The organism is Klebsiella sp. P1954 (assembly GCF_018199955.1).
Lineage (GTDB): Bacteria > Pseudomonadota > Gammaproteobacteria > Enterobacterales > Enterobacteriaceae > Klebsiella > Klebsiella pneumoniae.
The window spans coordinates 5,144,116-5,169,814 of record NZ_CP073373.1 but is presented as its reverse complement, the minus strand read 5'-3'; the positions used below and the strand labels follow the sequence as shown (position 1 = coordinate 5,169,814).

Here is a 25,699-nt window from a genome sequence, read left to right as displayed (position 1 = left end):
CCCGTCTGCTTAGATATAAACGCAATTGCTCATTCCGCAGACAACATTAAGCGTAAACGACCGCCAGCCCCCCAAATTTGGCACTGCCACGAGGTGCAGCGTTGGCTAATTTGGTTAAGATAAGCATCACCCAGCGTCCCCAAAGGAACGCCATTACTAATCTGAATTTGATGCTCCCCCGTATTCAGCGTGCCATTAAGTCCCGCTGACACCAGAATTAAATTTTTCAGCCCGCTGTGGTAATACCCTACTAACAGAGGGAACTGGCCCGGAAGATTTGCCTGACGCAGCAGTTGATTCACCTGTTTTAACAAACTTCCCATTTCTGGTAGCCGTTGTCCCTGGTGCGCCAGTTGCTCCTGCAGCAGACCATTAAACAACGCGCGCAGCAATAATGCTGCCAACACGCCATTATCGCCTGCGCGTGTGACATCCAGACAATAGAAAGCCAAATCATTTTCCGAAAGCGGTGCGATATCGAGTACCAGACCGGGCTTGTCTGCCGACACCAGTTGTCGATAATGAATACGGCAGTGCGACATTTCCTGTTGCACCGGCGGCTGTAATTCCTGCAATAGTCTTGAAGCGGCGATGGGATTACTGACCAGCGCATCCCAGTCCTCAAATAAACGCTCTTCCTCTTCCACGCGCGAACTGAACATCGCGGGATAGAGACAGGCGTAAACGGTCTCGCGCAGGCGATCGAAATCTTTTACTGGCTTTAACAGCACGTCCTGGACGCCAAGTCGCAACGCTTTAGCTATATCCGCCATGTTTTCGGTGGCGGAGATCATCAGGATCGGTAACTGTTCGCCGCGGTTACGCAGCGTTTCCACCAGCTCCAGACCGTTCATTCTCGGCATAGAAATGTCGCAAATCATCAGGTCCGGATGCACCTCCGTCATTTTATGCAGGGCATCCTTGCCATCTTCCGCCTGGAAGGTTGTTGCTCCCAGCGAGGTCAGCCATCCATGCAAGAGTGAGCGGAAAACGGGTTCGTCTTCAACTATCAGAATCTGTTTTCCCGCCAATGGCTGCGTCATGATATCTCCCCTGGCTGACGATAATTCAATAGTGGCACGCTATTCTCACTATCGCCTGTCAGAATTTGCTTAAGTCAGTAACTCGTACGTCAAACGGCTGTACGCACTAATGGTAATAATTCATCCATTTTCTTTTCTACCGCCAGTTGCCCCGCGGCGATCGCCTCTCCGGCGCGATGAAAATCGAGCGTCGAAACTTGCGGACAGTATGGCTGCAACAGGATATCCGGCGGGTCACCCGCCATACGATTGCGTTTAAGACGGTTTTCCAGTACCTGGATAGAGGTGGTCATGATCTCCATCGCCGTCGGCGTCACGGCCGTACGGCGGGAACTCATTCGCGTCAAGCGCGCGCGCAGACGAGTATGCCATGGCCCCTCCTTCTCTTCCGCTTCCTGCCGCGGCATTTCAAGGGAGAACAAATCCTGCTGCATAAGATGGGCATCATGTTGCAGGTCGACGGCAATCACAATATCCGCTCCCATTGCCCGGGTGAGCGACACAGGAACCGGATTGACCACCGCGCCATCGACCAGCCAGTAACCATTATGCCTTACTGGCGACATTAACCCCGGCATACTGCAGGAGGCGCGAATGGCTAAATGTAGATCGCCTTCGGTAAACCACAGCTCCCTACCGGTGCTTAAATTGGTGGCAACAGCGGCAAACCGGCGCTCGCAGCGTTCAATCTCGGTGACGGGCATAATGCGGCGGTAATGATTGAATACTTTTTCCCCTCGCAGCAGTCCCCCCCTGCGCCAGGAGAGATCCATCAGCTTCAGGACATCCCAGTTGCTGAATGAGCAGACCCATGATTCGAGTGCCGGGAGTCGGTTACAGGCATACGCCGCCCCTACCAGCGAACCGATAGAACAACCGGCTACGATATCAATCTCAATACCGGCCCGCTGGAGGGCGTTGATGACGCCAATGTGCGACCATCCGCGAGCGGCTCCCGCACCTAGCGCCAGACCAATTTTAAGCTTTCTCATTAGTACTAATAACTATCCTTCCACTCTGAGCGTGGCAACATTGTCACGGCTCAGTTAACATAATGCCCTTTGGCGTAGAAGCGCCGTTACTCTTTCTTCCATGGAGGCAGTTTTGTCGCAATTATGCCCCTGTGGCAGCGCACTGGAGTATAGCTCATGTTGCCAGCGATATCTGTCCGGCGCTGAGCTTGCGCCGGGCCCGTCACAGCTTATGCGCTCCCGTTATAGCGCGTTCGTCATGAAAGACGCTGACTATCTAATCAAAACCTGGCACCCGTCCTGTCAGGCGCAGCAATTTCGCGCCGAACTGGAGAAAGGGTTTTCCCAGACCGAATGGCTGGGCTTAACCCTGTTCGCCAGTGATGAGGGGCGAGCTCCAAATGAAGGTTTTGTCAGCTTTGTCGCCCGCTTTAATGACAATAACCGCCCTGGCGCCATTATTGAACGTTCCAGATTCTTAAAAGAAAATGGACAGTGGTACTATATCGACGGGACACGACCGCTGATTGGCCGTAACGACCCCTGCCCCTGCGGCTCAGGTAAAAAATTTAAAAAATGCTGCGGCCAGTAACGCTGGCGCAGCGCTTGCAAACATTACAGGATTTTCCTCGCGATGCATTCATTACAACGTAAAGTACTACGCACTATTTGCCCTGATCAGAAAGGCCTCATCGCGCGTATCACCAATATCTGCTACAAGCATGAACTCAACATTGTGCAGAACAATGAGTTTGTTGACCACCGTACCGGTCGTTTCTTTATGCGCACCGAACTGGAAGGCATTTTTAACGACGCTACTCTGCTAGCCGATCTCGACAGCGCCCTGCCTGAAGGCTCCATCCGCGAACTGAATCCGGCAGGCCGTCGCCGGGTGGTGATTCTGGTGACGAAAGAGGCGCACTGTCTGGGCGATCTGCTGATGAAAGCCAACTACGGCGGGCTGGATGTCGATATTGCCGCGGTTATCGGCAACCATGACACCCTGCGCTCGTTGGTGGAGCGCTTTGGTATTCCGTTTGAGCTGGTCAGCCATGAAGGACTGAGCCGCGAAGAACACGATCAGCGGATGGGCGATGCTATCGCCGCCCACGAACCGGATTACGTGGTGCTGGCCAAGTATATGCGCGTCCTGACGCCAGAATTTGTTGCCCGCTTCCCGAACAAAATCATCAATATCCACCATTCGTTTTTGCCGGCGTTTATCGGCGCCCGTCCCTATCATCAGGCCTATGAGCGCGGCGTGAAAATCATTGGCGCTACCGCCCACTACGTGAATGACAATCTGGATGAAGGCCCGATCATCATGCAGGACGTGATTCATGTCGATCATACTTATACCGCAGAAGATATGATGCGCGCTGGGCGCGATGTCGAAAAAAACGTCTTGAGCCGGGCGCTGTATCAGGTACTGGCGCAGCGCGTCTTCGTTTACGGTAACCGGACGATTATTCTTTAATCGACTGAGAAATGAATTGGTTAGCTTTACGGCGTTACGCGTAAAAATCAGGCAACCAGTTTATTTTTGTCAAACGAATGCTTTACAGGGGCGCATCATTTGGTATGATGCGCCCCGCTTCCCGAGAAGGAAGCAGGCCAGTACCAAGCATTACCCCGTGGTGGGGTTCCCGAGCGGCCAAAGGGAGCAGACTGTAAATCTGCCGTCATCGACTTCGAAGGTTCGAATCCTTCCCCCACCACCATTATTCACTACAGTGATATGGTTTCCCCGACAAGCGTAAACGATGTTTGCACTTAGCGGGAAGGGTAAGAACCTTCGACTAAGGTTCGACTCGAGCGCCAGCGAGAGAACGTTGCCGCAGGCAACGGCCCGAAGGGCGAGGAGAGATAGCGACGAGTTATCCTTTCCCCACCACCATTCATTTTGCTGAATAGCCTACAATGTGATTTTACCCCTGGTGGGGTTCCCGAGCGGCCAAAGGGAGCAGACTGTAAATCTGCCGTCATCGACTTCGAAGGTTCGAATCCTTCCCCCACCACCATCTTCTTAAAAAACACCTCAATCCAATTACTCTACGATATTCTATATTCTGCCCCATGGGGAAGGATGAGAAGCTTCGACTAAGGTTCGACTCGAGCGAAGCGAGAGAACGTTGCCGCAGGCAACGGCCCGAAGGGCGAGGCGCTTTAGCGCCGAGTAATCCTTCCCCCACCACCATCTTCTTAAAAAACACCTCAATCCAATTACTCTACGATATTCTATATTCTGCCCCATGGGGAAGGATGAGAAGCTTCGACTAAGGTTCGACTCGAGCGAAGCGAGAGAACGTTGCCGCAGGCAACGGCCCGAAGGGCGAGGCGCTTTAGCGCCGAGTAATCCTTCCCCCACCACCATCTCCCCATGTCATGCCCAGCATAATCTACCTACGGTATTCTATATTCTGCCCCACGGGGAAGGATGAGAAGCTTCGACCAAGGTTCGACTCGAGCGAAGCGAGAGAACGTTGCCGCAGGCAACGGCCCGAAGGGCGAGGCGCTTTAGCGCCGAGTAATCCTTCCCCCACCACCATCTCCCCATGTCATGCCCAGCATAATCTACCTACGGTATTCTATATTCTGCCCCACGGGGAAGGATGAGAAGCTTCGACCAAGGTTCGACTCGAGCGAAGCGAGAGAACGTTGCCGCAGGCAATGGCCCGAAGGCGAGGCGCTTTAGCGCCGAGTAATCCTTCCCCCACCACTTGTTGCACTCTCAGCCACCTGTTCTGCTGTCTCATCGCTCGCGCTTCGCTTAGCGAGGCTACAAGTGGTGCCGTCTGGTAGCCCGGACAGGTGCGCAGCACCGCCTCCGGAAAAACTCACAGCGGTGGCAACCGCCTTTTTACCGGCGAGCTTTTCACCACCGAGGTGTTACACTGCGCATACTCCGCCAGACCGTCCAGCAGGGTATCCAGCTGGGCAATATCGCGCACCACGAGACGCATTACAAAACAATCTTCCCCGGTCACCTTGTCACTTTCAATACATTCCGGCATCGCCTGGATATATTTATCCACCTTCTGCAGCAGCCCAGGCAGCGGCCGGACCCGCACCAGCGCCTGCAGGCTATAGCCCAGCGCGGCGAGATTTACCCGCGCCCCATAGCCCTGAATGACACCCCGCTCCTCCAGGCGCTTCACCCGCTCGGCGGTGCTCGGCGAGGTCAGCCCCACTCGCGCGCTCAGGACCTTGAGCGAAACTCTGGCATCCTGAGTCAGGCAGGAGAGGATCGCCCTGTCAATTTCATCAAGTACGTCATTCATATATTTCACCTAATTATAAAAGGCATTTCCCCCCTTCTACCTTAATTCAGCCATATCACCCTGTCAGGGTTTTTCGCACAATAACTAAAAAATGGTGGAGGTGAAAAATGCAACTTACCCGCGGCGTCTGGCAGATGAGCCTGGCAATGATAATCTCCGGCTCGATCGGCGCGTTCGTGCTGCTCTCTGGTTTGCCGGTGACTGATGTGGTGTTCTGGCGCTGCCTGATTGGCGCGCTAACCCTGCTGGTGTTTATCGTGTTAAGCCGCCAGCCCTTCAGCCGGCTAACGCGTTTCACTCTCGCTCTGGCGGTGATTGGCGGCGCGGCGCTGGTCGTCAACTGGCTGCTGCTGTTTGCCGCCTATTCGCGGATCTCAATCGGTATGGCCACCGTGGTCTATAACACCCAGCCGTTTATGCTGGTACTGATGGGGATGGTGCTGGGGGAACGGGTCAGCGCCGTGAAATGGGGATGGTTACTGCTGGCCTTTGGCGGCGTAGTGATCCTGCTGTCGAGCGAGCTGACGCCTGCACACGAAGAGGGGCTTACCACCGGCGTGTTGCTGGCGCTGGGCGCGGCATTCTTCTATGCCCTGACCGCCATCATCGCGCGCAAACTGCATCCGCTCCCCGCGCAGCATATCGCCTTCATTCAGGTTCTCGTCGGCGTCGTGATGCTGCTGCCGCTGGTGCATGCCCCAGAATTGACGGCCAGCTTCCCCTGGCGCTATCTGCTGATCCTCGGCATCGTCCATACCGGGATCATGTATCAGCTTTTATATAGCGCGATACAGAAACTGCCGACGCCCGTTACCGGTTCGCTCTCCTTTATTTATCCGCTGGTGGCGATGGTGGTCGACTATCTGGTCTTCCACCATGCGTTATCCGCGGTGCAATTGCTCGGTGGGATGCTTATTCTGTTTGCCGCCGCAGGGAATAATCTCGGCTGGGGCGAAAAAAAACCCCGCCGCGGCGGGGTCAGTGAGCAGTCGCGGGCCAGTTAGCGACGGGCGCGGACAATCTGGTATTTGCGCGTCAGGTATTCGACCGGCGCGCTCCAGATATGAACCAGACGGGAGAACGGGAACAGCAGGAACAGGGTCATGCCCAGCACCAGGTGAACGCGGAAAATAAACGCCACGCCATCCAGATGCTGTGACGCGCCGCCGTGGAACGTCACCACCGACTGCGCCCAGCCGACCAGTTTCATCATTTCACTGCCGTCCATATGCTGAGCGGAGAACGGGATCGTCAGCAGGCCGAGCGCACACTGCACCATCAGCAACGAGAGGATCAGAATATCCGCTCCGGTGGTGGTGGCGCGAACGCGCGGGCTCAGCAGACGACGCTTGAGCAGCAGTAACCCGCCCACCAGGGTCATCACGCCGCAGGCGCCGCCGGCGATCATCGCCATCTTCTGCTTGACATCGATCGGCAGGAAGGACTCATACATCCAGTGCGGGGTCAGCATGCCGAGGAAGTGGCCGGCGAAAATACCCAGGATGCCGATATGGAACAGGTTCGACGCCAGGTTCATCCCCTTACGGTCCAGCATCTGGCTGGAGGCGGCGCGCCAGGTGTACTGGCCATAGTCATAGCGCAACCAGCTGCCAATCAGGAACACCGAACCCGCAATGTACGGATAAATGTCAAAGAAGAACATATTCAGGAAGTGCATTATTGCTGTCCTCCGTTAGAGATATTCAGATATTGCGGGGCCACGGCTCCGGCAAAACGACGCTGGTGAGCGGAAATTTCCGACTCGCCGCAGCCCTGGTCGGCAAAGAATTTGACCTGTTCTTCTTCCCAGACGGCGTCCAGCGCCTGCGGCGTATCGTCGCGCGCTTCGTCGGCAATCTTCTCCGCCACCTTCTGGCTGTCGACCTGCGTATTGGCCAGCTTCAGCAATAGCTCGAACAGCACCGCATAGCGACTTTCGCGCTGCTGCAGGCGCGCGCTGAGCAGACCGAGGATCGGCGCGACGTCCCGCAGGCCGCCAAGCGCTTCCTCTTCCGGCAGCTGCGCCAGATACTCCAGATATAGCGGCAGATGATCCGGCAGCTCATGGCTATCCAGCAGCAGGCCGTGGCGCTCGTACTGCGCCATGAGATCCACCATCGCCTGCCCGCGATCGCGGGATTCGCCGTGGACATGTTCAAACAGCAGCAGCGAGGTGGCCCGGCCGCGGTCAAACAGTTCGCTATAGGCCGCCTGGGCGTCCAGCGGATCCTGAGCCACTAAATCGCGCAGGAAAACGCCCAGCGCGTGGGCATCCTCTTTGCTGAGTTTCTCTGATGACGCGAGCGCCTCGAACATCTCCTGCTGATGCTGCCATAAGGCAGCGTCAGGATATTCGAGCAGACGCGATACAATCACGAGTTCAATCATGCGTGCGGCTCCGTTTTGCTGGTCACGTCGATGGCGTCGATGCGACGGCTGTTGAACAGGTTGAACTGACTGTCAGAGCCGTGGCAGCCATCGCCAAAGCTAAAGCCGCAGCCGTTTTTCTCCGGGAACGCTTCTCGCGCCTGTTCACGATGGCTGCTCGGCACCACGAAACGATCTTCGTAGTTGGCGATCGCCAGATAGCGATACATTTCCTGGGCCTGCGCTTCGCTCAGCCCCACCTCTTCCAGCGCGCGGGTATCAACGACGCCGTCAACGGTTTCCGCACGCTTATAGTGGCGCATCGCCAGCATTCGTTTCAGCGCCAGCAGTACCGGCTGGGTATCGCCCGCGGTCAGCAGGTTCGCCAGATATTGCACCGGAATACGCAGGCTTTCCACGTCCGGCAGGATCCCGTTGCTACCCAGTTCACCCGCATCGGCGGCGGACTGAATCGGCGACAGCGGCGGCACGTACCAGACCATTGGCAAGGTGCGATATTCCGGGTGCAGCGGCAGGGCCAGCTTCCAGTCCATCGCCATTTTGTAAACCGGCGACTGCTGCGCAGCTTCAATGACCCCCTGCGGTACGCCATCTTTCAGCGCCTGCTCGATCACTTTCGGATCGTTGGGATCGAGGAACACGTCCAGCTGACGCTGATACAGATCTTTCTCGTTCTCGGTGCTGGCGGCGTTTTCAATCGCGTCCGCGTCGTATAGCAGGACGCCGAGATAACGGATACGGCCCACGCAGGTTTCGGAGCACACCGTCGGCATCCCGGATTCAATACGCGGGTAGCAGAAGATGCATTTCTCGGATTTCCCGCTCTTCCAGTTGAAATAGATCTTCTTGTACGGACAGCCGGTGATACACATCCGCCAGCCGCGGCACTTGTCCTGGTCGATCAGTACGATGCCGTCTTCTTCACGCTTATAGATGGCGCCGCTCGGGCAGGTCGCAACGCAGGCCGGGTTCAGGCAGTGCTCGCACAGGCGCGGCAGATACATCATGAAGGTGTTTTCGAACTGGCCGTACATCGCCTTCTGCATGTTGTCGAAGTTCTGATCTTTGGCGCGTTTTTCAAACTCGCCGCCGAGGATTTCTTCCCAGTTCGGACCGCTGGTGATCTTGTCCATCCGCTGGCCGGTGATCAGCGAGCGCGGACGGGCGATCGGCTGATGTTTGCTCTCCGGCGCGTTATGCAGATTCTGGTAGTCATAATCAAACGGCTCGTAGTAATCATCGATGCCCGGCAGATGCGGGTTGGCGAAGATTTTACCCAACAGCATCGCGCGATTGCCCATGCGCGGCTGCAGTTTACCGTTGATTTTGCGGATCCAGCCGCCCTTCCATTTTTCCTGGTTTTCCCAGTCGTTCGGGAAACCGACGCCCGGCTTACTTTCCACGTTGTTGAACCAGGCGTATTCCATCCCTTCCCGGCTGGTCCAGACGTTTTTACAGGTCACCGAGCAGGTGTGGCAGCCGATGCACTTATCGAGATTCAGCACCATGCCGACTTGTGAACGAATTTTCATTTTACGCTCTCCTGTACCTGGTCGTTGCCTTCGCCGTCTAACCAGTTAATGTTCTTCATCTTACGTACCACCACAAACTCATCGCGGTTGGAACCGACGGTGCCGTAGTAGTTAAAGCCATAGGCCAGGTGGCCGTAGCCGCCGATCATGTGGGTCGGTTTCGGCGTAATACGGGTGACGGAGTTATGGATCCCCCCGCGCTGACCGGTGATTTCAGAGCCCGGCAGGTTCACGATACGTTCCTGCGCGTGATACATCATGGTCATCCCGGCTGGAACGCGCTGACTCACCACCGCACGCGCCGTCAGGGCGCCGTTGGCGTTGAAGACTTCGATCCAGTCGTTATCTTCGATACCCAGATCTTTCGCATCCGCTTCGCTCATCCAGACAATCGGCCCACCGCGCGACAGGGTCAGCATCAGCAGGTTATCGCTGTAGGTCGAGTGGATACCCCATTTCTGGTGCGGGGTCAGGAAGTTCAGCGCCTTTTCCGGGTTGCCGTTGGACTTCTCGCCCATCACCGCTTTCACCGAACGGGTGTCGATCGGCGGCCGATAGACCAGCAGGCTTTCGCCGAAGTCGCGCATCCACTGGTGATCCTGATACAGCGACTGACGTCCGGTCAGCGTGCGCCACGGGATCAGCTCGTGAACGTTGGTGTAACCGGCGTTATAGGAGACATGCTCATCTTCTAGGCCAGACCAGGTCGGGCTGGAGATAATCTTCCGCGGCTGCGCCTGAATATCGCGGAAGCGGATCTTCTCGTCTTCTTTGTTCAGCGCGAGGTGCGTATGCTCGCGACCGGTGATCTCGCTCAGCGCTTGCCACGCTTTCACCGCCACCTGACCGTTGGTTTCCGGGGCCAGGGTGAGGATCATTTCCGCGGCGTCGATGGCCGTTTCCAGCTTCGGCTGGCCTTTCGCCGGGCCTTCCGCCTTGGTGTAGTTGAGCTTACGCAGCAGATCCATCTCGCTCTGGGTGTTCCAGGCGATGCCTTTCCCGCCGTTGCCGATGGTTTCCAGCAGCGGGCCGATCGAGGTGAAACGCTCGTAGGTCGCCGGGTAATCACGCTCAACCGGAATAATATGCGGCGCGGTTTTCCCGGGGATGAGATCGCATTCGCCTTTTTTCCAGTCTTTGACATCCAGCGGCTGCGCCATTTCCGCGGCGGAGTCGTGCTGGATCGGCAGGGTCACCACGTCGGTTTCTTTACCGAGGTGGCCCACGCACACTTCAGAGAATTTCTTCGCGATACCTTTATAGATCTCCCAGTCGCTCTTCGATTCCCAGGCTGGATCAACGGCGGCCGACAGCGGGTGAATAAACGGATGCATATCCGAGGTATTCATGTCGTCTTTTTCGTACCAGGTGGCGGTCGGCAGTACGATGTCGGAGTAGAGACAGGTGCTCGACAGACGGAAATCGAGGGTCACCACCAGATCCAGTTTGCCGTCGAGGCCGTTATCCCGCCATTCGACTTCTTCCGGCTTCACGCCGCCCTGCTTGCCCAGGTCTTTGCCCTGAATGCCGTTCTCGGTACCCAGCAGGTACTTGAGCATGTATTCATGGCCTTTACCGGAGGAGCCCAGCAGGTTGGAACGCCAGATAAACAGGTTACGCGGGTGGTTTTTGCCATTTTCCGGCTGCTCGGCCGCAAAGCGAATCGAGCCCTCTTTCAGCGACTTCACGGTGTAATCCACCGGGGTCATGCCGGCTTTTTTCGCTTCGTCAGCGATACGCAGCGGGTTGACGCCAAGCTGCGGCGCCGACGGCAGCCAGCCCATCCGCTCTGCGCGCACGTTAAAGTCGATCAGGTGGCCGCTGTAACGGGATTTATCCGCCATCGGCGACAGCAGTTCCTGCGCGGTCACCGTTTCATAGCGCCACTGGCTGGAGTGGTTATAGAAGTACGAGGTACTATTCATGTGACGTGCCGGACGCTGCCAGTCAAGGGCGAACGCCAGCGGCTGCCAGCCGGTCTGCGGACGCAGTTTTTCCTGGCCCACATAGTGCGCCCAACCGCCGCCGCTCTGACCGACGCAGCCGCAGAAGATCAGCATATTGATCAGGCCGCGGTAGTTCATGTCGAGGTGGAACCAGTGGTTGAGGCCCGCTCCGACGATAATCATCGAACGACCGTGAGTTTTATCGGCGTTATCGGCAAATTCACGGGCGGTACGGATGATATGCGCGCGGGAGACGCCAGTGATCTTCTCCGCCCACGCCGGGGTGTAGGCTTTCACTTCATCGTAGCCGGCGGCGCAGTTGTCATCGTTCAGACCGCGCTCCAGGCCGTAGTTAGCCATGGTCAGGTCATACACGGTGGTGACCAGGGCGGTAGAGCCGTCGGCCAGCTGCAGGCGTTTAGCCGGCAGTTTGTGCAGCAGAATGTTTTCCAGATCGACTTTGTTGAAGTGCTCAGAACCTTCGCCGCCGAAGTACGGGAAGCCGACGTTCGCCACTTCATCATGGCTGCCCAGCAGGCTCAGACGTAGCTCAATCTCTTCGCCAGTTTTACCGTCGCGCTGTTCGAGGTTCCATTTGCCTTTGTCGCCCCAGCGGAATCCGAGGGAGCCGTTCGGTACGGTCATGTCGCCCTTCTCGTCAAAGGCGACGGTTTTCCATTCCGGATTGTTCTCCTGACCAAGGGAATCCACGAGGTCGGATGCGCGCAGCGTACGGCCGGCGGCATAATAACCGTCGCGCTCCTCGAGCATCACCAGCATCGGCATGTCGGTATAGCGGCGCACATAGTCGGTGAAATACTGGCTCGGCTTATCGAGGTGGAATTCACGCAGCATCACATGGCCCATCGCCAGCGCCATCGCGGCATCGGTACCCTGCTTCGGCGCCAGCCACAGATCGCAGAGTTTGGCGATTTCGGCGTAGTCCGGAGTGATGGCTACGGTTTTGGTCCCTTTATAGCGGACTTCGGTAAAGAAGTGCGCATCCGGGGTGCGGGTCTGCGGCACGTTGGAGCCCCAGGCGATGATATAGCTGGAGTTATACCAGTCGGCGGATTCCGGCACATCGGTCTGCTCGCCCCAGGTCATCGGCGAAGCCGGCGGCAGGTCGCAGTACCAGTCGTAGAAGCTCAGGCAGGTGCCGCCGATCAGCGACAGATAACGGGCGCCGGACGCGTAGGAGACCATCGACATCGCCGGGATCGGCGAGAAGCCAGCCACGCGGTCCGGACCGTAGGTTTTGACGGTATAAACGTTGGAGGCGGCAATCAGCTCATTCACTTCCTGCCAGGAGGAACGTACAAAACCGCCGCGACCGCGGGCCTGTTTGAAGCTTTTAGCTTTGTCGGCGTCTTCGATAATCGACGCCCATGCCTCAACCGGATCGCTATGCTGAACTTTCGCTTCCCGCCACATCTTCATCAGGCGTTTACGCATCAGCGGGTATTTCAGGCGGTTAGCGCTGTACAGGTACCAGGAGTAGCTGGCGCCGCGCGGGCAACCGCGTGGTTCGTGGTTCGGCAGGTCCGGGCGGGTGCGCGGGTAGTCAGTCTGCTGCGTTTCCCAGGTCACCAGACCGTTTTTGACATAAATCTTCCAGCTGCATGAGCCGGTGCAGTTGACACCGTGAGTGGAACGCACAATTTTGTCATGCTGCCAACGTTGACGGTATCCATCCTCCCAGTCCCGGTTGGTGTTTAGAAGCTGGCCGTGCCCATCGGCAAAGGTTTCACCCTTCTGTTTGAAGTAGCGAAACCGGTCCAGGAATTTACTCATCGGGTTTCTCCTGATATGGAGCCTGACGGCTCTCTGATAAATCGACATTGCTGGATTTGCAGCGAAGGTAACGCTATGAAAGAGGGCGAGAATTGATAGCGATCAATCCGAACTGGCTTGTTACTGCGCAGCAAAACCTCGATTACCACCAAGGTGGTATAAGATGTTATTTTTTAACTTGTTGTTTTTTAATGATTTTCACCTCAAAAAGCAGCGCCTCGCCGGGATTTGTTAACAACGGAGGTATTAAGGGGTAGAGCCATTTCACTGGCAAGCCCACCTGTTCTGGCTCAGCGGTCGATGCGGACAATATTTTCTCATAGTATGTTGTAACTAATTAAGCGGTTAAAAAAGGCGCCTCCGTGGGGAGCGCGCCTTTTTATACGCCAACATTACCGCGGCCGATTACTGACGCTTACGACCGTATACCGCCCAGGTGATCACCACGCAGGCAATATAGAACACGAGGAACACTTTCATCGCCCCGGCCGGCGAGCCGGTCAGATCCAGCGAGATACCGAACGCTTTCGGAATAAAGAAGCCGCCGATAGCGCCAATGGCGGAGATAAAGCCCAGCGCCGCCGCGGTATCGGTCGCCGCCTCGCGCATCGCCTGCGCTTCGCTGCCGCCCTGGGCCTTCACGCGGTCCATAGTCAGCTTACGGAAGATCACGGAGATCATCTGGAAGGTGGAGGCGCTCCCCAGCCCGGCGGTCAGGAACAGCACCATAAACACCGCGAAGAAGGCGATAAAGTTACCGCCCTGGCCGTTGGTCGGCAGGGTCAGGAACAGCAGCGCGCAGAAGACAGCCATCACCACAAAGTTGACCAGCGTTACGCGGGTCCCACCGAGGCGGTCGGAGATCGCCCCGCCCATCGAACGCGCCAGCGCGCCAATGAACGGGCCGAAGAAGGCGTAATGCAGGATCTGCACATCCGGGAACTGAGTTTTTGACAGCATCGCGAACCCGGCGGAAAAGCCGATAAAGGAGCCGAAGGTCGCGAGATAGAGCAGCGCCATAATCCACAGATGCAGGCGCTTAAGTACCGGCAACTGCTCGCTCAGCGACGCTTTCGAAGCCGACAGGTCGTTCATAAAGAACCACGCCGCCAGAGTGAAAATAATCAGGAAAGGTACCCAGATCCACGCGGCGTTTTCCAGATACAGCATCGAGCCGTCCGGTTGCTCGCTACCGTTACCGCCAAAAACGGCAAAGATAGAGATCGAGACCACCAGCGGCGCGACCAGCTGCATCACGCTGACGCCCATATTGCCGAGGCCGCCGTTAACACCGAGCGCCCCGCCCTGCTTCGCTTTCGGGAAGAAGAAGCTGATGTTGGCCATACTGGAGGCAAAGTTGGCTCCGGCGAAGCCGCACAGCAGAGAGATAATCACGAAGATGCTAAACGGCGTAGAGGTATCCTGGACCGCGAAGCCCAGCCAGACGCACGGCACAATCATGATCCCGGTGCTGAACGCCGTCCAGCGACGGCCGCCGAACAGCGGCACCATAAAGGCGTAAGGCACGCGTAATAAGGCGCCTGACAGCGCCGGCAGCGCGGTCAGCATAAACAGCTGATCGGTTGTAAACTGAAAGCCTACTTTGTTGAGGTTAACGGCAACCGCGCTGAACAACATCCAAACGCAAAACGCCAGTAACAGACAGGGAACGGAGATCCATAAATTGCGGCTTGCCACACGATGGCCGCGCTGTTGCCAGAATTCAGGATCTTCAGGCCGCCAGTCGGTTATGACCGAGCGGTTAGCCTTCTCCGGGAGGGAAGATTGACTCATAGATACCTCTGATTATTCATATTTCCTGCCGCTACCTTAGGGGTTACCCGGGGCGGTAAGTTGATATAAATCAAAGGAAAAGCGCGAGCTAATTTGTGCAAAAATAAACCATGCCTCCAAGTGAGTAGAGAATGGCGGGGAAAAAAGTGTGGTTTTTCACGCTGCTGCCGGGTTGCGTATAATCCCCCCCCTAACATCGCCTACCACCGACAATTAAGGAGTAACTCTTTGGGGGTATGGGTATACTCCAGGGGATAGTCGAGAATAAGCGCCACTCCCGGAGACATGACCGGTCAGGAGCCACGCATTCCATGTTAAAACGTCTTTTTACCCCGCTGACGCTGGTCAATCAACTGGCGTTAATCGTGCTGCTCGCCACGATTATTGGCGTCGCCGGCATGGCGATCTCCGCGCGCCTGGTGAACGGCGTGCAGGGCAGCGCGCACGCCATTAACAAGGCCGGTTCATTGCGTATGCAAAGCTACCGGCTGCTGGCGGCGATCCCGCTGAATGAAAACGATCAAAAACTGGTGGCGGACATGACCGCCACCGTCTTCAGCCCGGAGCTGCAAAATTCCGCCCGCCGCGACGGCCAGGAAATCCAGCTTAAAGCCCTGCAGCAGTACTGGCAGCTGGCGCTGGCCCCCGGGATGCAGCGCGCAGTCAATCAGGCGGAAGTGGCCCAGGATGTCGCCGACTTTGTCGATCGTATCGACCAGTTGGTCACCGCATTCGACCACACCACCGAGCAGCGTATCGAACGGGTGGTCTGGATCCATCGCATCCTCGCCATTGGTATGGCGCTGCTGCTGATCTTCACTATCATCTGGCTACGCGCCCGCCTGCTGCGGCCGTGGAAACAGCTGCTGAGCATGGCGCGCGCGGTGAGCCAGCGTGATTTCACCCAGCGGGCGCACATCAGCGGCCGCAACGAAATGGCGACCCTGGGCATGGCGCTGAATAACATGTCGGAAGAGCTGGCGGAAAGCTACGCCGTGCTCGAGCGGCGGGTGCAGGAGAAGACTGCCGGACTGGAGCAGAAGAACGAGATCCTCGCTTTCTTATGGCAGGCCAACCGCCGGCTGCACTCCAGCGCCCCGCTCTGCGAACGTATTTCGCCGGTACTGAATGGCCTGCAGGGGCTGACGCTGCTGCGCGATATCGAGGTACGGGTTTACGACCTGGAAGACGAAGATAATCACCAGGAGTTTACCTGCCACTCGGATGATGACTGTGATGATAAAGGCTGCTACCTCTGTCCACGCAATCTGCCGCCGCTGCCGGATGGCGGAACAACGCTGAAGTGGCGGCTGTCGGATGCGCATAGTCAGTACGGCATCCTGTTGGCGACGCTGCCGGTTGGCCGCCATCTCAGCCACGATCAGCAGCAGCTGGTGGATACCCTGGTGGAACAGCTGACCAGCACCCTGGCGCTGGACCGCCATCAGGAGAAGCAGCAGCAGCTGATCGTCATGGAAGAACGGGCCACTATCGCCCGCGAGCTGCACGACTCCATCGCCCAGTCGCTATCCTGTATGAAGATGCAGGTTAGCTGTCTGCAGATGCAAGGCGACGCCTTGCCGACGGAGAGCCGCCAGCTGCTGGGGCAGATCCGTAACGAACTGAATACCTCGTGGGCCCAGCTGCGGGAGCTGTTAACCACCTTCCGCCTGCAGTTGACCGAGCCGGGGCTGCGCCCGGCGCTGGAGGCCAGCTGTCAGGAGTACAGCGCCCACTTCGGCTTTACGGTGCAGCTTGATTACCAGCTCCCGCCGCGCTTTGTGCCCTCGCATCAGGCGATCCACCTGCTGCAGATCGCTCGCGAAGCGTTGAGCAACGCTCTGAAGCATGCCAGCGCGACCGAAGTGACCGTGACAGTGTCACAACGCGATAATCAGGTTCGTCTGGTGGTAGCGGATAACGGCCGCGGCGTACCGGACCACGCCGAACGGAGTAACCATTACGGTTTAATTATTATGCGGGATCGCGCCCAGAGCTTGCGCGGTGACTGTCAGGTACGACGCCGGGAAACCGGTGGAACCGAAGTGATCGTCACGTTTATCCCGGAAAAAACGTTTTCCATCCAATAAGGAGACCCTCATGAGTCAACAGGAACGGGCAACTATCCTTCTCATTGACGACCATCCGATGCTGCGCACCGGCGTGAAACAGTTGATCAGCATGGCGCCGGACATCCAGGTGATTGGCGAGGCCAGCAATGGCGCGCAAGGTATCGAGCTGGCCGAGTCGCTGGATCCTGACCTGATCCTGCTGGACCTTAATATGCCGGGCATGAACGGTCTGGAGACGCTGGATAAGCTGCGTGAGAAATCCCTTTCTGGCCGGGTAGTGGTCTTCAGCGTCTCCAACCATGAAGAGGACGTTGTCACCGCCCTGAAGCGCGGCGCCGATGGCTATTTGTTGAAGGACATGGAACCGGAAGATCTGCTGAAAGCGCTGCAGCAGGCGGCCGCCGGAGAGATGGTATTAAGCGAAGCATTAACGCCGGTGCTGGCCGCCAGCCTGCGCGCCAACCGCGCCACCTCCGATCGCGACATCAGCCAGCTGACCCCGCGCGAGCGCGACATTCTCAAGCTGATAGCCCAGGGACTGCCGAACAAAATGATCGCCCGTCGCCTGGATATCACCGAAAGCACCGTCAAAGTACACGTAAAGCACATGCTGAAGAAAATGAAGCTCAAATCCCGCGTGGAAGCGGCGGTATGGGTCCACCAGGAGCGAATCTTCTAAGGCGAGTCCGTCCAGGAGACGCCTGGCGTGGTAAACTTGACCAGCGGCTCGGTCAGCGCCAGGGCGATCTCATTGGAGGAGACGCGCTGCCCCTGTTTATCCTCCACCACCACCGACAGGCGCCAGCGGTTCGCGGCGCCCGGTTCACTGTTCCACACCGGCATAATGATGCTCCAGCCATCGGGGCTGCTGGCATCTACCGGCGGCGTCAGGCTGAGGGCCTGGGTGTCTCCCTGCCAGTGCAGCGCCTTGATGCCATGCAGACTATGGATCTGCAGCTTCAACTGCACCGTCTCCCCGGACTGCAGATCCCAGGGCGGCGTGGCCAGATAGACCGTCAGATTTTTGCGCTGACGATACTCCACCACCGGCAGATTATCCCGCTCCGGACTATCGAAGCGGCTCCCGCGCAGCGAGTTGCTGATCGCCACCTCGTCTGCCGCAAGCTGCTGCTTAAGGGGTACGCCAAAGCGATAGTTTAGCTTCAGGCCCACATTGTTCTGGCTGACGCCATTTTCCCCCTGCTTATGCTTAGCGGTCACCGTGACCAGCGGGACCGGGGTGTAATTGAGCCCAACGGAGACGGCCACCGGATTATGGTAGCCGGTGCCGGAGTGAAACAGATCGACGCTATCGCCGAAATACTGTTCGACGCTGACGCTGGTGTTGATGTGCTGGTAGAACGGCAGCCGCGCCTGGGCGGTGACGTCATACCCTGCGGCCATCCGCTGCTCCTGAGTCTGATTATCGCGTAGCTGCCAGTCGCCCAGCGGATGGTAATAGTTTGCCGACAGGCGGAGATATTCTCCCCACGCTTCGGCGCCAACGCTGCCGCGCGCCAGGCTTTCGCTCAGCACTTTATCGTAAAACGAGTTATAGCCCAGCAGCCAACCGCCGACCCGCCAACGCTGGCCAAGCCCGATGTTGCCCACCAGATCGTGCTCGCGCCGGGTCACCGAGTACTGGTTCCACGTCAGATAACGGTCGTTATCCTGCAACGGCACGAACCAGCTCCCTTTACTGCCGGTGAATTTCCCCTCTTTATCGACCAGCAGGTCGACATTGGCGTTGCCCCACGGCGAGAGCCAACTCTCCAGCTGATGACTCACTTCATTGCCGATTTTACTGATGGCAAACAGCTGCGCCTGTTCACCCGCCGTCAGACCATTGTCGCTCATGCTGGCCTCGCCAAACTTCTTCGCCACTTCGGCAAAGTGCCGGGCGTCGTCATCAACCTGGGGAGCAATCCCCATATCGGGCAGCGGATCTTGCGCTTGCGCAGGGCGGGTGGTGTCGCTGGCGGTCAGCGCCCAGACGGGAACGCCCGGCAACAGCAGGAGAAAGGTCAACGTTGGCAACAAACGGAACGACACAGCCATTAACAGAGTTTGCGCAAGCTCACAAAAATGGATAGAAGTGTTAGTTTATCGTTTTTTCCCTGCTCCCGCAGCCCTGTGGGCAATTCCAGGAATAAGCTGAAACCGGTTGGGTAAGGTGCCGCCCAACCGGAGGCGTCGCCGCGCGCCACCGTTACGCCCGGGTTCGTTGCGCCGCCAGCAGCGCGTTGAGCTCCGGCACGCAAGAGCCGCAGTTGGTCCCGCATTTCAGCTTCCCACCCAGCGCCCCGACGCTGGCGCAGCCGCTGGCGATGGCCTCGTTAATTGACCATTCCCCCACCCCAAAGCAGCTGCAGACGATCCGCCCCCGCGGTGCGACGGCGGCGCCCGGTCGGCCGCTAAGCAAGGCATGTCGTTGGACAGCATCGGACGGCGGCGCGGCAAAGGCAGCGCTTATCCATGCGCAATCCACCGCCGGCTCGCGCGCATCGCTCCACCAGCCGAGCATCAGCCTTCCCTGATGCCAGGCCAGCAGGTTCCACACCGCGCCGCCGTCAGCCACCTGTAACTGCCAGCCGCGCCGGGCGCACCACGCGCTGAGCCACTGTCGGGCAGATGCCTCCCCGGCCAGCGAGTAGTGCAGCACGCCTGGCGCCGCCCGCCGCCGCCAGTGCCAGGCCGCAGGAAATGGTAGCGGTTCGCGGCAAAAAAGCTCGCTGTGCCAGGCCGGTTGCCAGGCGGCAATCGCCACCGCCGCCTGTTTACTTTCCGGCTGGCCGGAATACGGGTCCGTGACGGCGGCCAGCAGGTTATTCACCCGCCCCTGACGGGCAAACTGGTTGTTCCAGTGCATCGGAACAAACAGCGAGCCGGGGCGCTGCCCTTCGCTGATCGCCACTTTCGCCACCATCACCCCATGCCGCGACCAGATCCGCGCCAGCCCGTCAGCGGGAAGCTGATAGCGAACGGCATCCTGCGGCGCCACCTCCACCATTGGCTCCGCGATATGCTGCATCAGCCGCGGCACTGCGCCGGTACGGGTCATGGTGTGCCACTGATCGCGGATCCGCCCGCTGTTGAGGATCAGCGGATAAAAGGCATCGGTTGTCGCCCGGGTCGGTTGAGGCGTCACCGGCACCATCCGCAGCCTGCCATCGCCATGCCAGCCGCGCGTGATATCCCAGGCGACCTCGCTGCGGCTGACCGGCCAGCGCACCGGCGGCATGGCGTCCCACGCCTCACGGCTGAGATCCGCCAGCGCGCCGATATCAAACGCCCGCTGGCCGTCGTTTTCGAAACCGGACAGCGCCGCATGCTCGCGGAAGACGTCATGCGGATGCTGCCAGGCAAACGCCTCGCGATACCCCAGCGCCTGGCCCACTCTGGCGATGATCCACCAGTCCGCTTTCGCCTCCCCCGGCGGCGGCAGAAAGCTGCGCTGACGGGAGATCCGCCTCTCCGAGTTGGTGACCGTGCCATTCTTCTCGCCCCAGGCCAGCGCCGGAAAGCGGATGTGGGCGAAACGTCCGGTATCGGTCTGGGCGGCGACATCCGAGACGATCACCAGCGGACAGGCGGCCAGCGCCTGGCTCACCGCGTGGCTGTCAGGGAGCGACACCACCGGGTTGGTACCCATGATCCAGACCGCTTTGACCTCGCCGCGGCCAATGGCGGCAAACAGCTCCACGGCAGTCAGCCCGGGGGTCTGCGCCAGCCGTTCCGTCCCCCAGAAGCGGGCCAGCCGCTGCAGATCGTCTGGCACAAAATCCATGTGCGCCGCCAGCATCGTCGCCAGCCCGCCGACTTCGCGGCCGCCCATGGCGTTGGGTTGACCGGTCAGCGAAAAGGGGCCGCAGCCGCGGCGGCCATACTTCCCGCTGGCCAGATGGACGTTGATGATGGCGTTACATTTGTCGCTGCCGCTGGCGGATTGATTGATTCCCATGGTGTAGAGGGTGATCGCCCGCGGGGCGGCGATGAACTCGCGATAGAATCCCGCCACCTCATCGGCAGGCAGACCGCAAAAGGCCGCCACCCTCGCCACGTCCCAGCCGCGGGCGGCGGCCAGCGCCTGCGGGCCGTCGCGAAAGCCATCGACGCAGGCTCCTGCCTCAGCCAGGGCGTTAAGCAGCCCCGCAAACAACCCGCCGTCGCTTCCCGGGGCCAGCGCGAGATGGCGGTCGGCGATCTCGCAGGTAGCGGTGCGTCGGGGGTCGATCGCCACGATCCGCAATCGGGGATTATCCCGCTTCGCCTGCGCCAGCCGCTGGAACAGCACCGGATGCGCCCAGGCGGCGTTCGAGCCGACCAGCACCACCAGATCGCTGTTTTCCACATCATCGTAGCTGCAGGGCACCACGTCGGCGCCAAAGGCCCGCTTGTAGCCAGTGACCGCTGACGACATGCACAGCCGTGAATTGGTATCGATGTTCGCCGCGCCGATAAACCCTTTCATCAGCTTATTGGCGGCATAGTAATCCTCGGTTAACAGCTGGCCGGAGGCGTAAAAGGCCACCGCTTGCGGTCCGTGCTGGTCGATGATCTGTCTCAGGCGCGCAGCGGTTTCCGCCAGCGCCTGAGGCCAGGCTACCTGCTGGCCGTCGACCTCCGGCGTCAGCAGCCGCCCCGCCAGGCCCGTGGTCTCCCCTAAGGCGGCCCCTTTGACGCACAGACGGCCGAGGTTCGCCGGGTGCTGATCGTCGCCGCGCACGCTCACCTGCCCCGCGTCGTCCACGCTCGCCAGCACCCCGCAGCCTACGCCGCAGTAGGGGCAGGTCGTTCGGATGGTCTTCATCAGGAGGCCTCCGCGCGGGCCAGCAGCTGCTGGTTGCCCACCCACACTTTGCCGTTTTCCACTTTCACCGGCCAGGCGCGTACCGCCTGTTCGTCGCCGTCGCACGGCCAGCCGTCGCGCAGGCGTATCCGCTGTTTGTACAGCGGGGAGATCACCACCGGCTCGCCGCCGACGTCCCCTAACAGCCCACGCGACAGCACGTTGGCCGTGCTGCCCGGCTCGCGGTTGTCGAGGGCGTAGACCCGCTCGCCGAAGCGGAACAGGGCAATCTGCCGCTCCCCTAAGCGGGCGCCGATCCCCGCCTGCGCCGGAATGGCGTCAAGATCGCATACCGCCTGCCACGGTCGGGATGGGAGTTCGCCTTCGGGCAACGTCTCAGTCAGCAGCGGCTGCGGCTGACCGCGCAGATCGCGGCGCTGCACAGCCTCGTCGGGCTGGTCGCTATTAACGAAGGAGCGGAACAGCGCCAGACGCTGCGGATCGTTGAGGGTGGTCTGCCACTCGCACTGGTAGCTGTCGACGATCCGGGCCATCTCCTGCTCCAGCTCCTCGCCAATGCCAAGACTATCCTCCAGCACCACCTGCCGCAGATAGGCGACGCCGCCCTCCAGGTTATCCATCCAGGTGCTGGTTCGCTGCAGGCGATCGGCGGTACGGATATAGAACATCAGCAGACGATCGATGCTGCGGATCAGCGTCGCTTCGTCGAGATCGCTGGCAAACAGGTCGGCGTGACGCGGTTTCATCCCGCCGTTGCCGCAGACGTACAGATTCCAGCCTTTGTCGGTGGCAATCACCCCGATATCTTTCCCCTGGGCTTCAGCGCATTCGCGGGTGCAGCCGGAGACCGCCATCTTGATTTTGTGCGGGGCGCGTAGCCCTTTATAGCGATGCTCGAGCCGTACCGCGAGCCCGGTGGAGTCTTGCACGCCGTAGCGACACCAGGTTGAGCCGACGCAGGATTTCACCATGCGCAGCGACTTGCCGTAGGCGTGGCCGGTTTCAAACCCGGCGTCGGCCAGCTCGCGCCAGATAGCCGGCAGATGTTCCAGCCGCGCGCCAAACAGGTCGATGCGCTGGCCGCCGGTCACTTTGCTGTAGAGCTGGTAACGTTTGGCGATCTGCCCGATGGCGATCAGTCCGTCCGGCGTCACTTCCCCTGCCGCCATCCGCGGCACCACCGAATAGCTCCCGTCCTTCTGGATATTGGCGAAATAGCGGTCGTTGGTATCCTGCAGCGGCAGGTGCGCCGGCTTCAGCAGGTACTCGTTCCAGCAGGAGGCCAGCACCGAGGCCACCAGCGGTTTGCAGACATCGCAGCCGTGCCCCTGGCCGTAGCGGCTAATCAACTGCTCGAAGGTATGGATATGGTTAACCCGCACCAGGTGGTAGATCTCCTGGCGCGACCACGGGAAATGTTCGCAGACGTCTTTTTTCACTTCGACGCCCTGCTCCGCCAGCTGATACTCCATCACCTGTTTCACCAGCGCGCTGCAGCCGCCGCAGCCGGTAGCCGCTCTGGTGCAACTTTTTATCGCCGACATATCCCCCGCCCCATTGTTCACCGCCTGGCAGATATCGCCTTTGCTGACGTTATGGCAGGAGCAGATCGGCGCGCTGTCCGGCAGCGCCGCGACGCCGAGCGCCTTCGGCGCGGCTCCCTCCAGCGCGGGCAGGATCAGACTCTCCGGACGCGGCGGCAGCGCCATGCCGTTCAGCATCATCTGCAGCAGCGTGGCATAGTCGCTGGCATCCCCCACCAGCACGCCGCCAAGCAGGGCTTTGCCGTCCTGACTGACGACGATTTTTTTGTAAATCTGCTGCGGACCGTCGGTCCATTGATAGCTCTGACAGCCCGGCGTGCGCCCCTGCGCATCGCCAAACGAGGCCACGTCGACCCCCAGCAGCTTCAGTTTGGTGCTCATGTCGGCGCCGCTAAAGCAGGCGTCCTCTCCTGCGAGAGTGGCCGCGGCGATGCGCGCCATCTGATAGCCCGGCGCCACCAGACCGTAAATTTTATTGTCCCACAGGGCGCATTCGCCTATCGCCAGCACGTCCGGGTCAGAGGTGCGGCACTGGCCGTCGATGTGAATTCCCCCGCGTTCGCCCACCTGCAGCGCGCAGCCGCGGGCCAGCGCGTCCTGCGGGCGGATCCCCGCCGAGAAGACCACCATGTCGGTCCGCAACGCGCCGCCGTCGGCAAAGTTCAGCCGCAGGCCGTCAGCCTCGCGCACGATGGCGGTGGTCGCTTTGCTGGTATGCACCCCCACGCCGAGGGCGACAATCTTCTCCCGGAGCATCGCCGCCCCGCCGTTATCCAGCTGGACGGCCATCAGGTTCGGGGCAAACTCCACCACCTGCGTCTCCAGCCCCAGCTGTTTCAGGGCGTTGGCCGCCTCCAGCCCGAGCAGCCCGCCGCCGATAACCACCCCGCTCTTCGCCGCGGCGGCATGGGCGGCGATACGGTCGAGATCGTCAAGAGTGCGGTAGACAAAGCACCCCGCGAGATCGTTACCGGGGATTGGCGGAACAAAGGGATACGAGCCGGTCGCCAGCACCAGTTTATCCCAGTGGATTTCATGCCCCTCGGCGTCCCGTACCAGCCGTGCGTCGCGGTCGATGGTCGCCACCGCCTCGCCGAGGCGGAGTTCAATACCGTGTTCAATAAAGAAATCCCCGGCCGCCAGCGACAGCGACTCGGCGCTGCGTCCGGCAAAATACTCGGAGAGGTGTACCCGGTCGTAGGCGGGGTAACGCTCTTCGCCAAACACCACGATTCGATATTGCTGATGCAGATTGCGGCTCACGCATTGTTCGAGAAAATGGTGGCCGACCATGCCATGTCCCACCAGCACTAATACAGGTTTCGTCATCGTCATTATTCCTGCAGCCTGCGGCTGCGTTGAAGAGGGGTCAAAAAGCCAGTCCACGGTGGCAGGCTCATCGCTTTCCAGGCGCGCGGTGAGCGCGGCGGCGGCGGTGCAGTCGCCCATCAGCAGCACGCCGCGCAGGCGGCCATCGCGCAGCAGCAGGCGGCGATAGTGGCGGTCGATGGGGTCCCAGCTGGTATAAATGTCATCCTGTTCGCCGGCCTGCTGCTCGCCAGCGCTAAAGAGTTCAATGCCGGTGACCTTCAGGCGGGTCCCGGCGTCCTGCCAGACAAAGCCCTCGCCGGGGGCGCCGCACAGGCGATCCGCCAGCACCTCGGCCTGACGCAGGCAGGGAGCCACCAGCCCCCAGGTCTGGCCGTCAATTTCGCAACATTCGCCGATGGCGCTGATCCCCGGCAGCGAGGAGGCCATCTGACGGTCGACCACGATCCCCCGCTGGCACAGCACGCCGGACTGCGCCGCCAGACGGCTGTCGGGCTGCACGCCGGTAGCCAGCACCACTCTGGCGGCGCGGAATACGCGCCCGTCCGCCAGCCGCACGCCATCGGCGTCGATGGCGGCGATGCGGCACGCCAGCACGCAGCGAATGCCGCGCGCTTCAAGCTGCTGCCTGAGCTCATCGGCGGCAAAAGCGTCGGTCAGCGGCGCCATTAATCCGCTGCCGCGATGCAGAAGAGTGACCTCTCCGCCGTGACGACGCAGCGCCGCCGCCGCTTCCACCCCCAGCACGCCACCGCCAATCACCACCGCCAGGCCGGGTATCGCCAGAATACGTTCCACGTCCGCCAGGGTGCGGAAGGGCATAACCTGCGGACGATCAATGCCCGGCAGCGGCGGGATAAAGGGCCGCGAACCGGTGGCGAACACCAGCTCATCCCACGGCAGCCAGGTTTCCGCGATGCGCAGCCGCCGTTGCTGAATATCGACTTCATCGACCGCCTCGCCAGACCGCAGGCACACCCCGTGCCGGGTGTACCACTCCGCCGGCAGCAACGGGATCTGCGCCGCCGTTTTTTCACCTGCCAGCAGCGGCGAGAGCTGAATGCGGTTATAGGCCGGGTGCGGCTCGTCGCCGACGACGGTAATGGCAAACCGCGCGGGGTCGCGCTCAACCAGCCGCTGCACCAGCCGGGTGGCCGCCATGCCGTTACCGATCACCACCAGTCGCCGCGTCATG

17 protein-coding genes, 2 tRNA genes and 5 other RNA genes are annotated in these 25,699 nt (G+C 59.8%); 12 read left to right on the top strand and 12 right to left on the bottom strand.

The features are described from left to right. Positions 1-29: 29 nt before the first annotated feature. Positions 30-1,043: a two-component system response regulator RssB gene (gene rssB, locus KB890_RS24830; protein ID WP_002910107.1), complete on the bottom strand. Its 1,014-nt coding sequence runs from the start codon at positions 1,041-1,043 to the stop codon at positions 30-32. Positions 1,044-1,132: 89 nt separating this feature from the next. Continuing rightward, positions 1,133-2,035, bottom strand: a complete 903-nt coding sequence (rssA, locus tag KB890_RS24825; protein ID WP_004180379.1) for a patatin-like phospholipase RssA — start codon at positions 2,033-2,035, stop codon at positions 1,133-1,135. 112 nt (positions 2,036-2,147) lie between these two features. Between rssA and KB890_RS24820 the strand changes: the two genes are divergently transcribed. The 9 genes from KB890_RS24820 to KB890_RS24780 all read left to right on the top strand — a co-directional run bounded on the left by KB890_RS24820 (position 2,148) and on the right by KB890_RS24780 (position 4,736). After that, positions 2,148-2,606, top strand: coding sequence for a YchJ family protein (locus KB890_RS24820; protein WP_002910109.1), 459 nt, complete (start codon positions 2,148-2,150; stop codon positions 2,604-2,606). A gap of 42 nt (positions 2,607-2,648) precedes the next feature. Continuing rightward, positions 2,649-3,491 carry a formyltetrahydrofolate deformylase gene (gene purU, locus KB890_RS24815; protein WP_004151854.1) on the top strand — a complete coding sequence of 281 codons (843 nt, stop codon included), beginning with the start codon at positions 2,649-2,651 and terminating at the stop codon, positions 3,489-3,491. A 159-nt stretch (positions 3,492-3,650) separates the two neighbouring features. Further along, positions 3,651-3,735, top strand: a tRNA-Tyr gene (locus KB890_RS24810). 43 nt (positions 3,736-3,778) lie between these two features. Beyond that, a non-coding RNA gene (locus KB890_RS24805) (RtT sRNA) lies at positions 3,779-3,911 on the top strand. A 39-nt stretch (positions 3,912-3,950) separates the two neighbouring features. Then, positions 3,951-4,035 (top strand) — tRNA-Tyr (locus KB890_RS24800). Between the two features lie 44 nt (positions 4,036-4,079). After that, positions 4,080-4,211: non-coding RNA, RtT sRNA (locus KB890_RS24795), on the top strand. Between the two features lie 44 nt (positions 4,212-4,255). Next, positions 4,256-4,387: non-coding RNA, RtT sRNA (locus tag KB890_RS24790), on the top strand. 43 nt (positions 4,388-4,430) lie between these two features. Beyond that, positions 4,431-4,562: non-coding RNA, RtT sRNA (locus KB890_RS24785), on the top strand. A 43-nt stretch (positions 4,563-4,605) separates the two neighbouring features. Continuing rightward, a non-coding RNA gene (locus KB890_RS24780) (RtT sRNA) lies at positions 4,606-4,736 on the top strand. A 115-nt stretch (positions 4,737-4,851) separates the two neighbouring features. On the opposite strand, the gene KB890_RS24775 is transcribed toward KB890_RS24780, so the two are convergent. Continuing rightward, positions 4,852-5,295, bottom strand: a complete 444-nt coding sequence (locus tag KB890_RS24775; protein ID WP_004180380.1) for an Lrp/AsnC family transcriptional regulator — start codon at positions 5,293-5,295, stop codon at positions 4,852-4,854. 107 nt (positions 5,296-5,402) lie between these two features. Between KB890_RS24775 and KB890_RS24770 the strand changes: the two genes are divergently transcribed. Beyond that, on the top strand, positions 5,403-6,299 hold the full coding sequence (locus tag KB890_RS24770; protein WP_004180381.1) for a DMT family transporter: 897 nt from the start codon (positions 5,403-5,405) through the stop codon (positions 6,297-6,299). Here the strand turns inward: KB890_RS24770 and narI are convergent. From narI to KB890_RS24740, 6 genes are all read right to left on the bottom strand, one after another. Continuing rightward, on the bottom strand, positions 6,296-6,973 hold the full coding sequence (gene narI / locus KB890_RS24765) for a respiratory nitrate reductase subunit gamma (RefSeq protein ID WP_002910189.1): 678 nt from the start codon (positions 6,971-6,973) through the stop codon (positions 6,296-6,298). The genes KB890_RS24770 and narI overlap by 4 nt on opposite strands. Then, the gene (gene narJ, locus KB890_RS24760; RefSeq protein WP_002910191.1) at positions 6,973-7,683 is read right to left on the bottom strand and encodes a nitrate reductase molybdenum cofactor assembly chaperone; all 711 of its coding nucleotides are present in this window, start codon (positions 7,681-7,683) and stop codon (positions 6,973-6,975) included. Before narJ ends, narI begins: the two co-directional genes overlap by 1 nt. Next, entirely contained in the window at positions 7,680-9,215 is a 1,536-nt protein-coding gene (gene narH / locus KB890_RS24755) for a nitrate reductase subunit beta (protein WP_002910193.1), read from the bottom strand. Before narH ends, narJ begins: the two co-directional genes overlap by 4 nt. After that, the gene (locus KB890_RS24750) at positions 9,212-12,955 is read right to left on the bottom strand and encodes a nitrate reductase subunit alpha (RefSeq protein ID WP_004180382.1); all 3,744 of its coding nucleotides are present in this window, start codon (positions 12,953-12,955) and stop codon (positions 9,212-9,214) included. The genes narH and KB890_RS24750 overlap by 4 nt, the downstream gene beginning before the upstream one ends. A 166-nt stretch (positions 12,956-13,121) precedes the next feature. Continuing rightward, positions 13,122-13,235: a hypothetical protein gene (locus KB890_RS24745; RefSeq protein WP_004148764.1), complete on the bottom strand. Its 114-nt coding sequence runs from the start codon at positions 13,233-13,235 to the stop codon at positions 13,122-13,124. Between the two features lie 125 nt (positions 13,236-13,360). After that, on the bottom strand, positions 13,361-14,749 hold the full coding sequence (locus tag KB890_RS24740; protein WP_004175568.1) for a NarK family nitrate/nitrite MFS transporter: 1,389 nt from the start codon (positions 14,747-14,749) through the stop codon (positions 13,361-13,363). Between the two features lie 311 nt (positions 14,750-15,060). Between KB890_RS24740 and narX the strand changes: the two genes are divergently transcribed. Both narX and narL read left to right on the top strand, forming a co-directional pair. Then, on the top strand, positions 15,061-16,839 hold the full coding sequence (narX, locus tag KB890_RS24735; protein WP_004175566.1) for a nitrate/nitrite two-component system sensor histidine kinase NarX: 1,779 nt from the start codon (positions 15,061-15,063) through the stop codon (positions 16,837-16,839). Positions 16,840-16,849: 10 nt separating this feature from the next. Further along, positions 16,850-17,500: a two-component system response regulator NarL gene (gene narL, locus KB890_RS24730; RefSeq protein WP_002910198.1), complete on the top strand. Its 651-nt coding sequence runs from the start codon at positions 16,850-16,852 to the stop codon at positions 17,498-17,500. Here the strand turns inward: narL and KB890_RS24725 are convergent. The 3 genes from KB890_RS24725 to nirB form a co-directional block, all read right to left on the bottom strand. Beyond that, positions 17,497-18,879, bottom strand: coding sequence for a YchO/YchP family invasin (locus tag KB890_RS24725; protein WP_004180383.1), 1,383 nt, complete (start codon positions 18,877-18,879; stop codon positions 17,497-17,499). The two genes, narL and KB890_RS24725, sit on opposite strands and share 4 nt — an antisense overlap. Positions 18,880-19,030: 151 nt before the next feature. Continuing rightward, positions 19,031-21,631 carry a nitrate reductase gene (locus KB890_RS24720; RefSeq protein WP_004180384.1) on the bottom strand — a complete coding sequence of 867 codons (2,601 nt, stop codon included), beginning with the start codon at positions 21,629-21,631 and terminating at the stop codon, positions 19,031-19,033. Further along, a complete protein-coding gene (nirB, locus tag KB890_RS24715; protein ID WP_094932896.1) occupies positions 21,631-25,698 on the bottom strand; it encodes a nitrite reductase large subunit NirB in 4,068 nt (1,355 codons plus the stop codon). The genes KB890_RS24720 and nirB overlap by 1 nt, the downstream gene beginning before the upstream one ends. Position 25,699: the final 1 nt, after the last annotated feature.

Excerpts from the sequence above, each read along its gene's own strand:
- narJ (WP_002910191.1), bottom strand. The coding sequence starts at position 7,683 with ATGATTGAACTCGTGATTGTATCGCGTCTGCTCGAATATCCTGACGCT.
- rssA (WP_004180379.1), bottom strand. The coding sequence starts at position 2,035 with ATGAGAAAGCTTAAAATTGGTCTGGCGCTAGGTGCGGGAGCCGCTCGC.
- nirB (WP_094932896.1), bottom strand. The coding sequence starts at position 25,698 with ATGACGCGGCGACTGGTGGTGATCGGTAACGGCATGGCGGCCACCCGG.
- purU (WP_004151854.1), top strand. The coding sequence starts at position 2,649 with ATGCATTCATTACAACGTAAAGTACTACGCACTATTTGCCCTGATCAG.
- KB890_RS24750 (WP_004180382.1), bottom strand. The coding sequence starts at position 12,955 with ATGAGTAAATTCCTGGACCGGTTTCGCTACTTCAAACAGAAGGGTGAA.
- narI (WP_002910189.1), bottom strand. The coding sequence starts at position 6,973 with ATGCACTTCCTGAATATGTTCTTCTTTGACATTTATCCGTACATTGCG.
- rssB (WP_002910107.1), bottom strand. The coding sequence starts at position 1,043 with ATGACGCAGCCATTGGCGGGAAAACAGATTCTGATAGTTGAAGACGAA.
- KB890_RS24720 (WP_004180384.1), bottom strand. The coding sequence starts at position 21,631 with ATGAAGACCATCCGAACGACCTGCCCCTACTGCGGCGTAGGCTGCGGG.
- narH (WP_002910193.1), bottom strand. The coding sequence starts at position 9,215 with ATGAAAATTCGTTCACAAGTCGGCATGGTGCTGAATCTCGATAAGTGC.
- KB890_RS24770 (WP_004180381.1), top strand. The coding sequence starts at position 5,403 with ATGCAACTTACCCGCGGCGTCTGGCAGATGAGCCTGGCAATGATAATC.
- narL (WP_002910198.1), top strand. The coding sequence starts at position 16,850 with ATGAGTCAACAGGAACGGGCAACTATCCTTCTCATTGACGACCATCCG.
- KB890_RS24775 (WP_004180380.1), bottom strand. The coding sequence starts at position 5,295 with ATGAATGACGTACTTGATGAAATTGACAGGGCGATCCTCTCCTGCCTG.
- KB890_RS24725 (WP_004180383.1), bottom strand. The coding sequence starts at position 18,879 with ATGGCTGTGTCGTTCCGTTTGTTGCCAACGTTGACCTTTCTCCTGCTG.
- narX (WP_004175566.1), top strand. The coding sequence starts at position 15,061 with ATGTTAAAACGTCTTTTTACCCCGCTGACGCTGGTCAATCAACTGGCG.
- KB890_RS24740 (WP_004175568.1), bottom strand. The coding sequence starts at position 14,749 with ATGAGTCAATCTTCCCTCCCGGAGAAGGCTAACCGCTCGGTCATAACC.